At 64.2% G+C, this 15,755-nt stretch carries 16 protein-coding genes; 4 read left to right on the top strand and 12 right to left on the bottom strand.

The annotated features are described in order from the left end of the window. The first annotated feature begins 98 nt into the window (after positions 1–98). Entirely contained in the window at positions 99–695 is a 597-nt protein-coding gene (locus QCE62_RS13335) for an NAD(P)H-dependent oxidoreductase (RefSeq protein WP_309918650.1), read from the top strand. A gap of 99 nt (positions 696–794) precedes the next feature. Here QCE62_RS13335 and QCE62_RS13330 read toward each other — a convergent pair whose 3' ends face one another. From QCE62_RS13330 to rpe, 8 genes are all read right to left on the bottom strand, one after another. Beyond that, positions 795–1,574 carry a uracil-DNA glycosylase gene (locus QCE62_RS13330; protein WP_309918647.1) on the bottom strand — a complete coding sequence of 260 codons (780 nt, stop codon included), beginning with the start codon at positions 1,572–1,574 and terminating at the stop codon, positions 795–797. Positions 1,575–1,583: 9 nt separating this feature from the next. Then, positions 1,584–2,255 carry a CYTH domain-containing protein gene (locus tag QCE62_RS13325; protein ID WP_309918644.1) on the bottom strand — a complete coding sequence of 224 codons (672 nt, stop codon included), beginning with the start codon at positions 2,253–2,255 and terminating at the stop codon, positions 1,584–1,586. A 21-nt stretch (positions 2,256–2,276) separates the two neighbouring features. Continuing rightward, on the bottom strand, positions 2,277–3,062 hold the full coding sequence (gene trpC / locus QCE62_RS13320) for an indole-3-glycerol phosphate synthase TrpC (RefSeq protein ID WP_309810076.1): 786 nt from the start codon (positions 3,060–3,062) through the stop codon (positions 2,277–2,279). 14 nt (positions 3,063–3,076) lie between these two features. After that, a complete protein-coding gene (trpD, locus tag QCE62_RS13315; RefSeq protein WP_309918641.1) occupies positions 3,077–4,108 on the bottom strand; it encodes an anthranilate phosphoribosyltransferase in 1,032 nt (343 codons plus the stop codon). Positions 4,109–4,122: 14 nt separating this feature from the next. Beyond that, complete coding sequence (locus tag QCE62_RS13310; RefSeq protein WP_309810071.1) at positions 4,123–4,710, bottom strand: aminodeoxychorismate/anthranilate synthase component II; 588 nt, start codon at positions 4,708–4,710, stop codon at positions 4,123–4,125. Positions 4,711–4,722: 12 nt separating this feature from the next. Next, the gene (trpE, locus tag QCE62_RS13305; protein ID WP_309918639.1) at positions 4,723–6,219 is read right to left on the bottom strand and encodes an anthranilate synthase component I; all 1,497 of its coding nucleotides are present in this window, start codon (positions 6,217–6,219) and stop codon (positions 4,723–4,725) included. A 392-nt stretch (positions 6,220–6,611) separates the two neighbouring features. Beyond that, positions 6,612–7,352, bottom strand: a complete 741-nt coding sequence (locus tag QCE62_RS13300; RefSeq protein ID WP_309918636.1) for a phosphoglycolate phosphatase — start codon at positions 7,350–7,352, stop codon at positions 6,612–6,614. Beyond that, complete coding sequence (gene rpe / locus QCE62_RS13295) at positions 7,349–8,038, bottom strand: ribulose-phosphate 3-epimerase (protein WP_309810063.1); 690 nt, start codon at positions 8,036–8,038, stop codon at positions 7,349–7,351. Before rpe ends, QCE62_RS13300 begins: the two co-directional genes overlap by 4 nt. Positions 8,039–8,299: 261 nt before the next feature. On the opposite strand from rpe, the gene apaG reads away from it, so the two are divergent. Both apaG and QCE62_RS13280 read left to right on the top strand, forming a co-directional pair. Further along, positions 8,300–8,674 carry a Co2+/Mg2+ efflux protein ApaG gene (gene apaG, locus QCE62_RS13290; RefSeq protein ID WP_309810061.1) on the top strand — a complete coding sequence of 125 codons (375 nt, stop codon included), beginning with the start codon at positions 8,300–8,302 and terminating at the stop codon, positions 8,672–8,674. 101 nt (positions 8,675–8,775) lie between these two features. After that, positions 8,776–10,029: a murein transglycosylase A gene (locus tag QCE62_RS13280; protein WP_409017837.1), complete on the top strand. Its 1,254-nt coding sequence runs from the start codon at positions 8,776–8,778 to the stop codon at positions 10,027–10,029. Positions 10,030–10,097: 68 nt separating this feature from the next. On the opposite strand, the gene paaK is transcribed toward QCE62_RS13280, so the two are convergent. From paaK to paaN, 4 genes are all read right to left on the bottom strand, one after another. Beyond that, positions 10,098–11,399: a phenylacetate--CoA ligase PaaK gene (gene paaK, locus QCE62_RS13275; protein WP_309918627.1), complete on the bottom strand. Its 1,302-nt coding sequence runs from the start codon at positions 11,397–11,399 to the stop codon at positions 10,098–10,100. Positions 11,400–11,468: 69 nt separating this feature from the next. After that, a complete protein-coding gene (gene paaI / locus QCE62_RS13270; RefSeq protein WP_309919837.1) occupies positions 11,469–11,855 on the bottom strand; it encodes a hydroxyphenylacetyl-CoA thioesterase PaaI in 387 nt (128 codons plus the stop codon). Positions 11,856–11,924: 69 nt separating this feature from the next. After that, positions 11,925–12,716, bottom strand: coding sequence for a 2-(1,2-epoxy-1,2-dihydrophenyl)acetyl-CoA isomerase PaaG (paaG, locus tag QCE62_RS13265; RefSeq protein ID WP_309918623.1), 792 nt, complete (start codon positions 12,714–12,716; stop codon positions 11,925–11,927). 169 nt (positions 12,717–12,885) lie between these two features. Continuing rightward, positions 12,886–14,595: a phenylacetic acid degradation protein PaaN gene (gene paaN / locus QCE62_RS13260; protein ID WP_309918620.1), complete on the bottom strand. Its 1,710-nt coding sequence runs from the start codon at positions 14,593–14,595 to the stop codon at positions 12,886–12,888. 136 nt (positions 14,596–14,731) lie between these two features. On the opposite strand from paaN, the gene QCE62_RS13255 reads away from it, so the two are divergent. Continuing rightward, on the top strand, positions 14,732–15,508 hold the full coding sequence (locus QCE62_RS13255; RefSeq protein WP_309918617.1) for an enoyl-CoA hydratase: 777 nt from the start codon (positions 14,732–14,734) through the stop codon (positions 15,506–15,508). The last annotated feature ends 247 nt before the right edge of the window (positions 15,509–15,755 follow it).

Raw genomic sequence — 15,755 nt, 5'->3', positions numbered from 1 at the left:
AGCCGGGCGCAGACAGCGCCCGAATCCCGAAAGCTCTGCATGGGACACCGTGAGCGATCAAGCGCGCGCAGTGCCCCGACAAGGAACAGGAAGCCATCATGACGACGATTCTGCAAATCAATTCCGCCGCTCGTTCGCAAGGCGCCCAATCGACGCTGCTCGCCGACGAACTCACGGCAAAACTGCAACAAAGCAACCCGGGCGCGAAGGTTGTCGTGCGCGACCTGCTCGGCGCGTCGCTGCCGCATCTCGACGACGCCACGCTCGGCGCCTTCTTCACGCCGGCCGACCAGCGCAGCGCGGAACAGGCGGCCATCAACGCCAAGAGCGAAGCGCTGATCAACGAACTGCTGGCAGCGGACATCGTCGTGATCGCGGCGCCGCTGTACAACTTCGGCATCTCGTCGCAACTGAAGACCTATTTCGACTGGATCGCCCGTTCGGGCATGACGTTCCGCTACGGCGCGAACGGTCCGGAAGGCCTGGTCACGGGCAAGAAGGTGTTCGTGGTGTCGGCGCGTGGCGGCAAGTACGCGGGCACGCCGAACGATTCGCAAACGCCTTACCTGAAGACTTTCCTCGGCTTCCTCGGCCTGACCGACGTGAACTTCATCTACGCCGAAGGCCTGAACATGGGTCCGGAAGTGGCGGGCGCGGCGCTGGCGTCGGCACGCGAGGCGATCGCGGCGCTGTAAGCGTCTCGCTCCGGCAGCAAGGCATCAAGGCATCAAGTAAAACGCCCCGCTGATATTTGTCAGCGGGGCGTTTTGCGTCTCATGGCTTGCACGGAAGCGTCAGGCCAGCAGTTCAGGCTCGGCGGGCAGCCGCCAGTCGATCGCCGGACGGCCATGCTTCGTCAGGTATTCATTGGCGAGCACGAAATGCCCGCAGCCGAAAAAGCCGCGATACGCCGACAACGGCGACGGATGCGCCGACTCCAGCACGCAATGCGCCTTGCCCGTGCCTTCGATCAAGCCGCGCTTCGCCTGCGCGTGCGCGCCCCACAACATGAACACGAGTCCGTCATGGCGCAGCGCCATTTCGTGGATCAGCGTGTCGGTGCATTGCTCCCAGCCGCGTTTCGCGTGACTGCCGGCGCGGTCGCGTTCCACCGTCAGCGACGTGTTGAGCAGCAGCACGCCTTGCTTCGCCCACGAATCCAGGCAGCCGTGCGCGGGCGCGGGGAAGCCCAGGCTCGCGTGGATTTCCTTGAAGATGTTGCGCAGCGACGGCGGCGGACGCACCGGCGCGGGTACCGAGAACGCCAGCCCGTGGGCCTGCGGCGCGCCCTTGTCCTCGCCGTGATACGGATCCTGGCCGAGAATCACGACCTTCACGTCGGCGGGGCGCGTGAGACGGAGCGCGCGGAAGACATCGGCGGGATAGACGGTCTTGCCGGCGGTGCGCTCGGCATCGACGAACGCGCACAGCGCTGCATAGTGCTTGCTGTCGATGAACGGTTGCAGATGGCGGCGCCAGTCGGCGGGCAGCGCTTCGAACTGGCTTTCCAGCGTCGTGCCGGGCGACGCCGGCGCGTTGCCGGCATCCTCGAAGAGAGAAGACTGTTGGCTCATGCTGGGCAATCAGGCGTCGGGATGCTTCTCGTGCTTTTCATCGCGATGCTTTTCATCCGGCTGCTTGCGCAACAGATAGCCACGCTGCGCCTTGCTGAGATCTTCCGGCGTCAGTTCCGGAAATGCGCCGCGCAGTTCGGCGGCGAGCAAGGACAGCGCGCTTTCCTCGCCGGATTTCAGTTCCAGTTCCAGTTCGCTGATTTTCGCGCGACGCGTCTCGCCGTCGACATCGGCGGTGATGTCGCCCAGGTCCAGCGCCACTTCGATCTGCGAGCCCTCGCGTTCGAGGTCCCACACGATGCGCCGGAAATCGGTCTTGAACAGCGCGATCAGTTCGGGCGCGGCGCGCTCCAGCGTCTCGCGCGCGGCTTCGTCGTCGCAGGCGTCGAGCAGCGCGTCGATCTGCAGCGCATCGCGCTCGACCGGCAGCTCCCACTCCTGACGGTTGCTCAGGCCCGCGACGCTCTTGCCCAGCGTCTTGTAGGTCTGCAGCCATTGTTCCGGCGTGCGGCGCAGGCGCAGCGCGGACTTGGCTTTCGCCAGCGCGCAGGCGGAGGTGTCGAAGTAGACGTTGGTCAGTTGGATCGGCCGCCCCGGGCCGGTGTGTTCGTCGAAGAAGCGTGCGACGTCATCATGCTGCGACGGCGCAAGCGCGAGTTTCAGTTCCCGTTCGATGCCCAAGGTCCGGTCCCGTCGATGAGTTCAAAAAAACATGCGCGCGAGTTCCGCGCCAGGATCGTCGGCGCGCATGAACGCTTCGCCGACCAGGAAGGTATGCACGTGCATCGCGCGCAGGCGGTCGACATCGACACGCGACAGAATGCCCGACTCCGTCACGACGATGCGATCCTCCGGCACCATCTCCAGCATGCCGATGGTCGTCTCGATGCTCGTTTCGAAGGTGCGCAGGTTGCGGTTGTTGATGCCGATGAGCGGTGTCTTCAGCGTGAGCGCGTCGCGCAGTTCGTCGGCGTCGTGCACTTCGACCAGCACGGCGAGACCGAGCGAGTGCGCGTAGGCCTCGAGGTCCTGCATGTGCGAGAGTTCGAGCGCGGCGGCGATCAGCAGGATGCAGTCGGCGCCCATCGCGCGCGCTTCCATGACCTGATACGGGTCGACGATGAAGTCCTTGCGCAGCACCGGCAGGCTGCACGCGGCGCGCGCTTCCTGCAGGTAGGCGACGCTGCCCTTGAAGAACTGCACGTCGGTGAGCACGGAGAGGCACGCGGCGCCGCCTTGCTCGTAGGAACGCGCGATCTCCGCGGGCACGAAATGCTCGCGCAGCACGCCTTTCGACGGACTCGCCTTCTTCACTTCGGCGATGACCGCGGCCTGATTGGCCGCATGCTTCGCGCGCAATGCGCCGACGAAGTCGCGCAGATCACGCGACGTGGCTTCGAGCCGCAGCTCTTCGAGCGGCGCGCTGAGTTCCGCCGCGCGCACTTCCTCGCGCTTGACCGCGATGATGCGGTCCAGGATGTCACTCATGTTGGCTTCCTTTACTACTTCGCAAACTGCTGCGTGAACTTGACGAGCGTGTCGATCTTCTCGCGCGCCGCGCCGCTCTCGATGGCCTCGCGCGCGGCGGCCATGCCGGCTTCGATCGACTCGACGACATCGGCCGCATAAAGCGCCGTGCCGGCATTCAGCGTGACGATCTCGCGCGCGACGCCGGCCTTGTTGTTGAGCGCGCCGAGCAGCATGGCTTTCGATTCCTGCGCGTCCTGCACCTTCAGCGAACGGTTCGACACCATCTGCAGGCCGAAGTCCTCGGGATGGATCTCGTACTCGGTCACTTCGCCGTTCTTCAGCTCGCCGACGCGCGTGGCGGCACCGAGCGAGACTTCGTCCATGCCGTCCTTGCCGTACACGACGAGCACGTGCTTCGCGCCCAGGCGCTGCATCACGCGCACCTGGATGCCGACGAGGTCTTCATGGAACACGCCCTGGAGCTGGTTCGGCGCGCCGGCCGGATTGGTCAGCGGACCGAGAATGTTGAAGATGGTGCGCACGCCGAGTTCGCGCCGCACCGGCGCGATGTTCTTCATCGCCGGATGATGGTTCGGCGCGAACATGAAGCCCATGCCAGTCTCGGCAATCGATGCCGCCACCTGTTCCGGCGACAGGTCGATATTCACGCCCAGCGCCTCGAGCACGTCGGCGCTGCCGGACTTGCTCGACACGCCGCGATTGCCGTGCTTCGCGACCTTCGCGCCGGCGGCCGCGGCCACGAACATCGACGCAGTGGAAATGTTGAACGTGTGCGAACCGTCGCCGCCGGTGCCGACGATGTCGACAAAATTCGAGTTGTCCTCGACCTCGACGTGATTCGCGAATTCGCGCATCACGGTGGCGGCCGCGGCAATCTCGCCGATGGTTTCCTTCTTCACGCGCAAGCCGGTGATGATGGCGGCGGACATGACGGGCGACATCTCGCCGCGCATGATCTGGCGCATCAGATGCAGCATTTCGTCGTGAAAGATCTCGCGGTGCTCGATCGTGCGCTGCAGCGCTTCCTGTGCAGTAATGGTCATGTTGTCGAGCCTGTTCAAGCGCGTTGTCCGGATACGGCCGTGTGCTTTACGAAATTTTCGAGCAGCGCGTGGCCATGTTCTGACAGGATCGATTCCGGATGGAATTGCACACCTTCCACTTCGAGTTCACGGTGGCGCACGCCCATGATCTCGCCGTCCGGCGTCCACGCGGACACTTCCAGACAGTCGGGCAGGGATTCGCGTTCAATCGCCAGCGAGTGATAGCGCGTCACGTTGAAGTGTTTGGGCAGGTCGGCGAACACGCCTTTACAGTCCGTCTCGATCTGGCTCACCTTGCCGTGCATGATGGTCTGCGCGCGCACGACGCGTCCGCCGAATGCCTCGCCGATCGCCTGATGACCGAGGCAGACGCCGAGAATGGGCAGCTTGCCGGAGAATTCGCGCAGCACGTCGAGCGTGATGCCCGCGTGTTGCGGATTGCTCGGTCCCGGCGAGAGGCAGATGCGCTCGGGCGCGAGCTTCGCGATTTCATCGAGCGTGATCTCGTCGTTGCGGAACGTGCGCACGTCTTCGCCGAGTTCGCCGAAGTACTGGACCAGGTTGTAGGTGAAGGAATCGTAGTTGTCGATCATCAGCAGCATGGTCTTGTCTCCTCAGAAGTCGCTGTCGAGGCCGTCTTGCACTTGCTCGGCGGCGCGGAGCACGGCGCGCGCCTTGTTCTCCGTTTCTTGCCATTCGGATTCGGGCACCGAATCGGCGACGACGCCCGCTGCCGCCTGCACATACAGGTTGCCCTTGTGGATGACGCCGGTGCGGATCGCGATGGCCAGATCCATTTCGCCGCTGAACGACAGGTAACCGACCGCGCCGCCATACAGCCCGCGCTTGATCGGTTCGAGTTCGTCGATCAGTTGCATCGCGCGGACCTTCGGGGCGCCGGACAGCGTGCCGGCGGGGAAGGTGGCGCGCAGCACGTCGAAGTTGTTCATGCCGTGCTTGAGCTTGCCTTCGACCGAACTCACGATGTGCTGCACGTGCGAGTACTTTTCGATGACCAGCTTGTCCGTCACCGTGACCGAGCCCGTCTGCGCGATCCGGCCGACGTCGTTGCGGGCGAGGTCGATCAGCATCACGTGCTCGGCGACTTCTTTCGGATCGTTCAGCAGTTCGGTCGCGAGTTCGGCGTCGCGCTCGGGCGTGTTGCCGCGCGGACGCGTGCCGGCGAGCGGGCGGATGGTGACGATGTGATCGTCGGCGCGCTTTTCCTGGCGCACCAGGATTTCCGGCGACGCGCCCACCACGTGCACTTCGCCGCCGAAGTTGTAGTAGTACATGTACGGCGACGGATTCAGCGAGCGCAACGCGCGATACAGCGACAGCGGATTGTCCCGGAACGGCTTGGTCAGACGCTGGCCGACCTGCACCTGCATCAGTTCGCCCGCCGCGATGTACTCCTTCGCGCGCCGCACGGCGTTCAGGTAATCGTCCTTCTTGAACTCGCGGAAGGTTTCGGTGCGCACGCTCGCCGACGTCACCGGCGGCTGCACCGTCGCACGCAGACGCGCACGCAGTTCGCGCAGGCGCTGCTTCGCGCGCGCGTAGGCTTCGGGGCGGGTCGGGTCCGCGTAGACGATGAGGTAGAGCTTGCCCGCGAGATTGTCGATGACCGCGACTTCCTCGGTCAGCAGCAACTGGATGTCGGGGAGATTGAGATCGTCGGGGGGCGCGGTGTCGGCGAGCTTCTTCTCGATGTAGCGTACCGCGTCATAACCGAAATAGCCGGCCAGGCCGCCGCAGAAGCGCGGCAGGCCCGGACGGGTCGCCACCTTGAAACGCTTCTGATAGGTCTCGATGAACGCCAGCGGATCGCCTTCATCCGTCTCGACGACCTTGCCATCCGTGAGCACTTGCGACTTGCCGTTCTGTACGGTCAGGATGGTGCGCGCCGGCAGGCCGATGAACGAGTAACGTCCGAAGCGCTCGCCGCCCACGACGGATTCGAGCAGGAACGAGTTCGCGCCATTGCGCTCGGGCTGCGCGAGTTTGAGATAAAGAGAGAGCGGGGTTTCGAGGTCGGCGAGGGCTTCGGCGATCAGCGGAATGCGGTTATAGCCTTCGTTCGCCAGCGATTGGAATTCGAGTTCGGTCATGTTGCGATCCTTTGCGTGCCGGGCGGGGTTCGGGAGGCGCGGCATCGGGGAAAAGCGGGCGCTGCGGGCGGTCGGTTCCCGTGATCATCGCATACGGCGACCTTGCCGCTTCGACGAGGCAAAGCGGCTCCGGGCGAATCATTCACGCGGGACGCGCGAACGAAGTTCGGCTCGATGCGCGGTGTGCGCAAGATGCACGTAATACGGTTCGACAGAAACGGCGCGGAAGTGCGCAGCGAAACAAAAAACGGATGCTGAAGCGGATGCGGCAGAGAGCGACATGGCTTCAGCGTACCTCGGGCGAGGTTAGCGCGACCAGCGACGCCAGGGCCAGGCTCCCCGGTCGATGCTGCTCAGACTCCGTTTTCTGTTGAGAAACATGATTGATGGACTTATTCAGTCAGGGTGGTATCCGGCGGCGCCAAGGTGGCGGCTATCGCCAGTGCTGCCGTGCGCAGCGAGGAGACTATACCATCGGACTTCACCGATTGCACAGGCTTCCCATGATTGTAACCGTACGGAACCGTCAAGGTTGCGAGGCCTGCCGCACGGCCCGCGAGGGCATCGTTCTCGGAGTCGCCGACGGCCACGGTTTCGCGCGTCAGCACGTCGAGACGTTCGCACGCGGTGATCATCGGCAGGGGATCGGGCTTCTTCGCGGGCAGCGAGTCGCCGCCGAGAATCACCCTGAAATAATCCGCGATGCCGAAGTGCGCGAGCAGTTCCACCGCGAAGCGATGCGGCTTGTTGGTCACGCAGGCAAGCGCAATGCCGAGCTCGCGCATGGCATCGAGCCCTTCCCGCACTTCGGGGAACAGCGTCGAATGCTTGCCGTTGACCTTCGCGTATTCGCTCTGATAAATGGCGAGGGCGTCGTCGAACTGGGCAACCGCCTGCGAGTGCGGCAGCCGCGCCGCGAGCACACTGCGAATCAGGTTCTCCGAACCCTTGCCGACGTAGTCCGTGACTTCGGCACGCGTGACCGGCTGATCCACCGCGATGCGCGCGAGCATCGCGTTCAGCGCGGCGACGAAGTCGTCCGCGGTGTCGACCATGGTGCCGTCGAGATCGATGATGGCGGCGCGGATGGGCCGGTTCACGAAGGGCGCCTGCGCCGCTGCTGTGTCGCTCATGCCTGTGCTCCCGCCTTGGCGAGTTCGGCGCGCATGGCGTCGATGACCTGCTTGTAGTCGTGCTTGCCGAAGATGGCCGAGCCCGCGACGAACGTATCCGCGCCGGCCGCGGCGATTTCCGCGATGTTGTCGATCTTCACGCCACCGTCGATTTCCAGATGGATCGTGCGGCCTGTGCGTTCGCGATAGGCGTCGATGCGCTTGCGTGCTTCACGCAGCTTGACGAGTGCCTCGGGAATGAACGACTGGCCGCCGAAGCCCGGGTTGACCGACATGATGAGCACGAGGTCGAGCTTGTCCATCACGTAGTCGAGATAGTTGAGCGGCGTGGCCGGATTGAACACGAGGCCGGCCTTGCAGCCGTGATCGCGGATCAGCGAGAGCGTCCGGTCGATGTGAACCGACCCTTCCGGATGGAAGCTGATGACGTTGGCGCCGGCCTTGGCGAAATCGGGCACGATGCGGTCGACCGGTTCGACCATCAGATGCACGTCGATGGGCACGTCCACGTGCGGGCGGATGGCCTCGCACACCATCGGGCCGATGGTCAGGTTCGGGACGAAGTGGTTATCCATGACGTCGAAGTGAATCCAGTCGGCGCCGGCGGCGACGACGTTGCGGACTTCCTCGCCGAGGCGGGAGAAATCCGCCGACAGGATGCTGGGAGCGATATGGAATGGCGCCATGGACGTAGAGAGAGGTAGCGACTTGGAAGCGTGATTTTAACTCGCGTTGATCAAACGAGTCCTTCGTCCGAACGGCTTAGGACGAATGCGCGGAATGCACGGATGTGGCGTCGCGGCGCCGCGCGTGTTGCGGGCACGCCGCGCATCAAGCAGAATGCCAGACCAATGGCGGCGCGGCTGCGCGCCGTTTCCCGGATCTGGCCGCGGCGCTGCGGCCGGTCGCTTGGTCGATGTCTTCATCGACCTGTCACTGGAATTACGATGGCTCAGTACGAATTCAGCGTATCCGTGGAAACGCGGTATCTGCCGGAGCAGTCGGACCCTGATAGCCGGCAGTACGCTTTTGCCTACACGCTGACGATTCGCAATACCGGCGAGGTCGCGGCGCAGTTGATCTCGCGTCACTGGATCATCACCGACAGCAACGATCACGTGCAGGAAGTGAAGGGGCTCGGTGTGGTCGGACACCAGCCCTTGCTGCCGCCGGGCGAGCAGTTCGAATACACGAGCTGGGCGGTGATCGCCACGCCGGTCGGCACGATGCGCGGTGAGTATTTCTGCGTGGCGGAAGACGGTGAGCGCTTCGAGGCGCCGGTGGCGGAATTCGCGCTGCACATGCCGCGCACGCTTCATTGAGCACTGCCCGCGACGTCGCATTGCGGCATGTTCAACGCCGTTTTGCCGGATCGTTGCTGCGGTTCTGCTGCTTTTTCTTGCCTGACGCCGTCCATACGACGATGAAGATCAGCAAGCCAAGCGCCACGAGCGACTCGAGCGCGAAAATAAGCATTGGGTATTCGTCGAACAGATCAGACATGGTGGTTCCCATCAAGAACGAGCATTGTAGGGGTTTCTCGCGGACAGCCGCGCAGTCAGCCACATGGGCTGCGGCCTGGGCCGCGTCGATCGCAACCGCCGTCCTGCTTGCCTCGTGCGGCGGCGGCAGTTATGTGAAGCCCGGTCCCACCACGGCGACGGGCACGCCCATCGTTCCGGGCCAGCGCGCCGCGTCGCGTCTCACGCCGGTGAGCTGGCAGCAGGTGCCAGGCTGGCAGGACGATTCACTGATCGGCGCCACAGCGGCACTGCGTCAGAACTGCAGCCGGCTTGCGCGTCAGGCTGGCTGGCAGAAGGCTTGCGCGGCGGCGCAGCAGCTCGACGACCTCGACATGTCGGCGGCGCGCAGTTTCTTCGAGGCCTATTTCACGCCCTTCCAGCTCGCCAATAACGACGGCACGCTCGACGGCCTCGTGACGGGCTACTACGAGCCCTTGCTGCGCGGCTCGCGCACGCGTCACGGGCCGTATCAGTACGCGCTGTATCGCTGGCCGTATCGCTACAAGGCGGGCTCGGCGCTGCCGCCGCGCGCGCAGCTCGAACGTTCGGGCGTGTTGACCGGCAACGAACTGGTATGGGTCGACGATCCGATCGAAGCGTTCTTCCTGCAAGTGCAGGGTTCGGGGCGTGTGACGATGGAAGACGGCAGCGTGATGCGCGTCGGCTTCGGCGGCACCAACAATCAGCCGTACCGGTCGATCGGCAGGGAGTTGCTCGATCGCGGCGAACTGACGCCCGCGCAGGCCACCATGCAGGGCATCAAGGCGTGGGCCAAAGCCAATCCGGCGCGGGTCGATGCCCTCCTCGACGTGAATCCGCGCTTCGTCTTCTTCCGCGAAATGCCTTCGAACGAGGCAATGGCCGCAAGCCTTGGCGACGGTCCGATCGGCGCGCTGGGTGTGCCGTTGACGCCGGAACGTTCGATCGCGGTGGATCCTTCGGCGATTCCGCTCGGCACGCCGGTGTTCCTGCAGACGACGCGTCCGCTCAGCAATCAGCCGATGAACCGTCTCGTATTCGCGCAGGACACAGGCTCGGCGATCAAGGGCGGCGTGCGCGCTGACTACTTCTGGGGTCTGGGCGACGACGCCGGCGATCTCGCGGGACGCATGAAGCAGGGCGGCCGCATGTGGCTGCTGATGCCGAACTCCTGATCGCGGCCTGGCGCAGCGGTTGATGAAAAGCTCGCGGCCTTTGGGTTCGCGAGCTTTTTTTCGTGCGTTTAAGACAGGTTCCTGCGATCGACCACGCGCCGCGCCTTGCCGACCGACCGTTCGATGCCGTTCACGCCGAGCACGTTGATCACGGCGCTGACGCCGATCATCGCCTTGATGTCGTAGGCGAGCGCGGCTTTTGCCGTGTCGAGCGCGCCCAGGTCCGGCGCCGATTCGGGACAGGGTTCGACGTTCAGGGTCAGCACGTCGAGCGGCCCTTCCTTGGTCAGCACGATCTGGTAGTGGGGCGCGAGCACGGGACGCTTCAGCAGCAATTCCTCGATCTGCGTGGGGAAGACGTTGACGCCACGCACGATCATCATGTCGTCCGAGCGGCCGGTGATCTTTTCCATGCGGCGCATCGTGCGCGCCGTGCCGGGCAGCAGCCGCGTCAGGTCGCGCGTGCGATAGCGGATGATCGGCAGCGCTTCCTTCGTGAGCGACGTGAAGACGAGTTCGCCGAATTCGCCGTCAGGCAGCACTTCGCCCGTATCGGGATCGATGATCTCGGGGTAGAAGTGGTCCTCCCAGATGGTCGGGCCATCTTTCGTCTCGGCGCACTCCGACGCCACGCCCGGTCCCATCACTTCGGAAAGACCGTAGATATCCACGGCATCGATGCCCATGCGCGTCTCGATGGCGCGGCGCATGTCGTTCGTCCACGGCTCCGCGCCGAAGATGCCGATGCGCAGCGAGCAGTTCGCCGGCTCGATGCCCTGGCGTTCGAGTTCGTCCGCGATCGACAGCATGTAGCTCGGCGTGACCATGATGATGTCGGGGCGAAAGTCCTGGATCAGCTGGACCTGCTTTTCGGTCTGGCCGCCGCCGAACGGTATGACGGTGAGACCCGCGCGTTCCGCGCCGTAGTGCGCGCCGAGACCGCCGGTGAAGAGCCCGTAGCCGTAGCTCACGTGGACCTTGTCGCCGCGCCGCGCGCCGGCCGCGCGAATGGAACGCGCGACGAGATTCGCCCAGTTGTCGAGATCCTGCGCCGTGTAGCCGACCACGGTCGGCTTGCCTGTCGTGCCCGAGGAAGCGTGAATGCGCGACACGCGTTCCTGCGGCACCGCAAACATGCCGAAGGGATAGTTGTCGCGCAGGTCTTTCTTCGTGGTGAACGGGAAGCGCGCGAGATCAGCCAGCGACGTGACTTCGTCGGGATGCACTCCGGCTTCATCGAACTTGCGCCGGTACACCGGCGAATTCTCGTAGGCGTGCTTGAGCGTCCATTTGAGGCGCTCGAGCTGCAGCGCGACGAGTTCGTCGCGGCTCGCCTTCTCGATCGGCTCGAGCGGCAGCGGTGCGTTCATTGCTGTCTCCTTGAAGCTGACTGTGCGGCGCGGCTTGATATCCCCGTCCGCTTTCATGAATGAGTTCGGTCAGACGGGTATGACGGTGCCCTTGATCTGCGCGGACTTGCCGCGGAACAACGCCACCGGCTCGCCCTCGCGGTTCGTCACGCGGATGTCGTAGATGCCGGTGCGCCCGCTCAGCGTCTGCTCGACGGCTTCGGCAGTGAGACGATCGCCGCCTCGGACGGGACGCAGGAACTCGATCGAACAACCTGCCGCGACGGTGCTGAGGTTGTACGAGTTGCACGCGAAGGCGAACGCGGAATCCGCCAGCGTGAACATCAGGCCGCCGTGGCAGATGGCGTGGCCGTTGAGGAAGTCGGTCCGCACATCCATTTGCAGACGCGCATAGCCCGGCCGCACTTCGATCAATTCGATGCCGAGCGCGCGCGAGCAGGCGTCGGCTTCGTACATGGCGGCGGCCGTGGCTTCGGCGAGTTCTTGAGGTGTCACAGGGTTCTCCGTGTTTGCGGATGCGTGCGCTTACAGCCCTTCGAAGCGCGGCGAGCGCTTCTCCTTGAATGCGGCGACGCCTTCGATGTAGTCGTGCGATGCGCCGAGCGTGCGTTGCAGATCGCGTTCGAGGTCGAGTTGCTGGTCGAATGTCCGGGTGGCGCTGGCCCGCATGGCTTGCTTGATCGCGGTCACGGCGCGGGCAGGCTGCTGGGCGAGCTGAGCGGCGAGGCCGGCGGCCGCCTGCTGCAACTCGCCGTCTTCCACCACGCGCCAGACGATTCCCCACGCTTCCGCCTTCCCCGCGCCGAGCTTTTCGCCGGTGAGCGCGAGGCCGAGCGCACGGGCTTCGCCGACGCGGCGCGGCAGGAGCCAGGTGCCGCCCGAATCGGGCACGAGCCCGATCTTCACGAACGCCTGGATGAAGCTCGCCGAACGGGCCGCGATCACGAGGTCGCAAGCCATGGCGAGATTGGCGCCCGCACCGGCCGCCGTGCCGTTCACCGCGGCGATGATCGGCAGCGGCGATGCCTGGAGGCGACGCACCAACGGGTTGAAGTGAGCCTCGATCAGGTCGCCGAGATCGGACATGGCGCCTGGCGTGAAGTCGAGGTCGGCCAGGTCCTGACCCGCGCAAAATCCCCGGCCCGCGCCGGTGATGATGAGCGCGCGCGCAGGGCTTGCTTCGATTTCGGTGAGCGCCTGATTCAGTTCGCGATGCATCTCGCGCGTGAAGCTGTTCAGCTTGTCGGGACGATTGAGCGTCACGGTTGCGACGCGCGTTTCGCCATCGACATGGAACAACACGGATTTTTCGGACATGAATTCTCCTCTGTCGCCGATGCTTGCCGCAGCGGCGCGTGGCGGGTTCGTTTCGTTACCGTTCCGATACTAGCCGCGCGCCGCGCCGCTTTCCATTAGGCCGAATGGCATAGGCCGCTTGCACCCGGCAGCGGGTGCAGTCGGCATTGCACGTTTTGTGTCGCGCGGCTTAGGCCGTCTGGACGACTTCCGCTGGCGCGGCCTTCGGCGCAACATGGACCCGGCTTTGCACCACGCGGAAGCGGTTCGCCACGAAAGCGGCGTCCGAGAGCGCGGCGTTGGCTGCCGGGTTCGCACCCGTGCCGTGAAAGTCGGAAAACGCGGCGGTCTGGTTGACGAACACTCCGCCGGTCAGGTTGATCGAGAGCGCCACGCCGCCCTGGATGGCCGCTTCGTGAGCAGCGTCGATCACCTTGTCGTCGGTGCTGTAAACCGAGAGCGTTAGCGCGCCGTGTTCGTGCGCGATGGCGCCGGCCAGTTCGAGCGACTGCGCGGTCGAATCGGTGGCGACGACAAACGAGATCGGACCGAACCATTCACGGGTGAACCTGGCGTTGTCCGTCCGGGCGTCGAGCGTGAGCATCAGCGGTGTGTGCACGCGCGCTTGCGGGAAGTTCGGGTGCGTGAGCGACTGGCTGTCGAACAGCACGTCGCCGAGTTTGCGTGCCTCGGCAATACGCTCCACGACACCCTCGTTCTGGATCGCGCCCGTGAGTTCGACGGCGCGGGCCGGGTCGGAAGTCAGCTTTTCGACGGCGCCTGCGAGCGTGCGGGCGACGTCGTCGAAGCTCAGTTGGCCTTCGGCGGTGCGAATGCCGTCACGCGGCACGTAGATGTTCTGGGGCGCCGTGCACATCTGGCCCGAGTAGAGCGCAAGCGAGAACGCGATATTGCGGGCGGCGGCCTTCATGTCGTCAACCGAGTCGATGACGATCTGGTTCACGCCCGCCTTCTCGGTATAAACCTGGGCCTGATGCGCATGGCGTTCGAGCCAGGTGCCGTTCTGCGTGCTGCCGGTGAAGTCGATGAGCTTGATTTCGGGGCGCACGGCGAGTTCCTGGACCAGCGCACCGTCGTTCGGTTCGGTGGCGAGCAGGGTCACGACGTTCGGATCAAAGCCCGCTTCGCGCAGCACGTCACGAGCGATGCGCACGGTGATCGCCAGCGGCAGGATCGCACCCGGATGCGGTTTGACAATGACGGTGTTGCCGGTTGCGAGATCGGCGAACATGCCCGGATAGCCGTTCCAGGTCGGGAACGTGCAGCAGCCGAGCACGAGACCGGTGCCGCGCGGAACGATAGCGAAGCGCTTTTGCATCGCCAGCGGCGGGTTCTTGCCTTGAGGCTTTTCCCAGTGTGCTTCGGCCGGAATGCGGCGCAATTGGTCCCAGGCATAGACCACGGCTTCGAGCGCGCGATCCTGGGCGTGCGGGCCGCCTGCCTGGAAGGCCATCATGAATGCCTGGCCGGTGGTATGCATGACGCTGTAGCCGATCTCGAAGCTCGCGCGATTCACGCGCGCGAGAATTTCGAGACTCACGCCAACCCATGCACGCGGTCCGGCGGCGCGCCAGGCGGCCTGCGCCTTCGAGGCTGCCTGGATGAGGGTGTCGGGAAAGGACTGCGGATAGCGGACATCGAGATCAATGCCGAACGGCGAACGCTCGCTACCGACGGTTTCACCCGTCGAAGGCTGATCCAGTTCGAACGTCTTTCCGAGATACGCTTTGAACGCGGCTTCGCCATCGGCATTGGCCGTTTCCCCGTACACTTTGGGGCTCGGCATTTCGGCAAACGGGCTCCAGTAGCCGCGCGTTTCAATGGCGGCGAGCGCCCGATCGAGGGTCGCTTCGTGCTTCGTGAATAGCGGATGTGTCATGGTCGCTTGAGGAGAACGGAGGAAGGCGCCGGGTTAAATAATTAACCGACCGGTTGGTTGGTAATGTTAGCATCATCGGGTTGGGGTGACGAACTGTTTTCATTAGGGCTTACCTGAGGATCGCAAGGAGGAGCGAATGGCATACGAGAATCTGCTGGTCGAGACGCGCGATCGCGTCGGACTTATTACGCTGCACCGTCCGAAGGCGCTGAACGCGTTGAACGACGCGCTGATGAACGAGTTGGGAAGTGCGTTGAAGGCATTCGATGCCGACGAGAACATTGGCGCGATCGTTCTGACCGGCAGCGAGAAGGCGTTCGCTGCGGGCGCGGATATCGGCATGATGGCCAGTTATTCGTATATGGACGTCTACAAGGGCGACTACATCACGCGCAACTGGGAGGCCATCCGCTCCGTTCGCAAGCCGGTGATTGCGGCGGTGGCGGGATTCGCGCTGGGAGGCGGTTGCGAACTCGCGATGATGTGCGACATCGTCATCGCTGCGGACACCGCGAAGTTCGGTCAGCCGGAAATCAAGCTCGGCGTGATTCCGGGGGCGGGCGGGACGCAGCGTCTGCCGCGTGCCGTGTCGAAGGCCAAGGCGATGGACATGTGCCTCACCGCGCGCATGATGGACGCAGCCGAAGCTGAGCGTGCAGGTCTGGTGTCGCGCGTCGTCGGTGCTGATCGACTTCTCGACGAGGCCATCGAGGCCGCGACGATCATTGCCGGCTTCTCCCTGCCTGCCGTGATGATGGCCAAGGAGGCTGTCAATCGCGCCTATGAGACGACACTCTCCGAAGGCGTGCATTTCGAGCGGCGCCTGTTCCATTCGCTGTTCGCGACTGAAGACCAGAAAGAGGGCATGGCGGCGTTCGTCGAGAAGCGGAAACCTGTGTTCAAGCATCGGTGATGGTGCATCGAAAAGTGCTTGCGCTTCTCGATCCGGGTCACTAGAATTCCGTTCCTTCGCGATTCGATGAACGCGAAGGGAGCGGGAAAGACGGGTTGGACGTCGCGCTATGGGGCAAGTGGTTGAATGCACCGCGCGCTCAGCGAGAAAGGAAGTTCGAATTTCTTGTTGACAGACTTCAAAACGTTGTTCATAATCTCGTTTCTCTGCTGCTGATGCAGCGACGCAAGACGGAAGTGCAGTGGTT

Source organism: Caballeronia sp. LZ033, assembly GCF_031451265.1.
In the GTDB taxonomy this organism is placed as follows: domain Bacteria; phylum Pseudomonadota; class Gammaproteobacteria; order Burkholderiales; family Burkholderiaceae; genus Caballeronia.
The sequence above is the reverse complement of the archived record's forward strand: the minus strand, read 5'-3'. Positions and strand labels throughout refer to the sequence as shown.

Bases quoted from the DNA above. Each gene is read 5' to 3' on its own strand.
- QCE62_RS13335 (WP_309918650.1), top strand. From the start codon at position 99: ATGACGACGATTCTGCAAATCAATTCCGCCGCTCGTTCGCAAGGCGCC.
- QCE62_RS13330 (WP_309918647.1), bottom strand. From the start codon at position 1,574: ATGAGCCAACAGTCTTCTCTCTTCGAGGATGCCGGCAACGCGCCGGCG.
- trpC (WP_309810076.1), bottom strand. From the start codon at position 3,062: ATGAGTGACATCCTGGACCGCATCATCGCGGTCAAGCGCGAGGAAGTG.
- trpD (WP_309918641.1), bottom strand. From the start codon at position 4,108: ATGACCATTACTGCACAGGAAGCGCTGCAGCGCACGATCGAGCACCGC.
- QCE62_RS13310 (WP_309810071.1), bottom strand. From the start codon at position 4,710: ATGCTGCTGATGATCGACAACTACGATTCCTTCACCTACAACCTGGTC.
- trpE (WP_309918639.1), bottom strand. From the start codon at position 6,219: ATGACCGAACTCGAATTCCAATCGCTGGCGAACGAAGGCTATAACCGC.
- QCE62_RS13300 (WP_309918636.1), bottom strand. From the start codon at position 7,352: ATGAGCGACACAGCAGCGGCGCAGGCGCCCTTCGTGAACCGGCCCATC.
- rpe (WP_309810063.1), bottom strand. From the start codon at position 8,038: ATGGCGCCATTCCATATCGCTCCCAGCATCCTGTCGGCGGATTTCTCC.
- apaG (WP_309810061.1), top strand. From the start codon at position 8,300: ATGGCTCAGTACGAATTCAGCGTATCCGTGGAAACGCGGTATCTGCCG.
- QCE62_RS13280 (WP_409017837.1), top strand. From the start codon at position 8,776: ATGAAGATCAGCAAGCCAAGCGCCACGAGCGACTCGAGCGCGAAAATA.
- paaK (WP_309918627.1), bottom strand. From the start codon at position 11,399: ATGAACGCACCGCTGCCGCTCGAGCCGATCGAGAAGGCGAGCCGCGAC.
- paaI (WP_309919837.1), bottom strand. From the start codon at position 11,855: ATGTACGAAGCCGACGCCTGCTCGCGCGCGCTCGGCATCGAATTGATC.
- paaG (WP_309918623.1), bottom strand. From the start codon at position 12,716: ATGTCCGAAAAATCCGTGTTGTTCCATGTCGATGGCGAAACGCGCGTC.
- paaN (WP_309918620.1), bottom strand. From the start codon at position 14,595: ATGACACATCCGCTATTCACGAAGCACGAAGCGACCCTCGATCGGGCG.
- QCE62_RS13255 (WP_309918617.1), top strand. From the start codon at position 14,732: ATGGCATACGAGAATCTGCTGGTCGAGACGCGCGATCGCGTCGGACTT.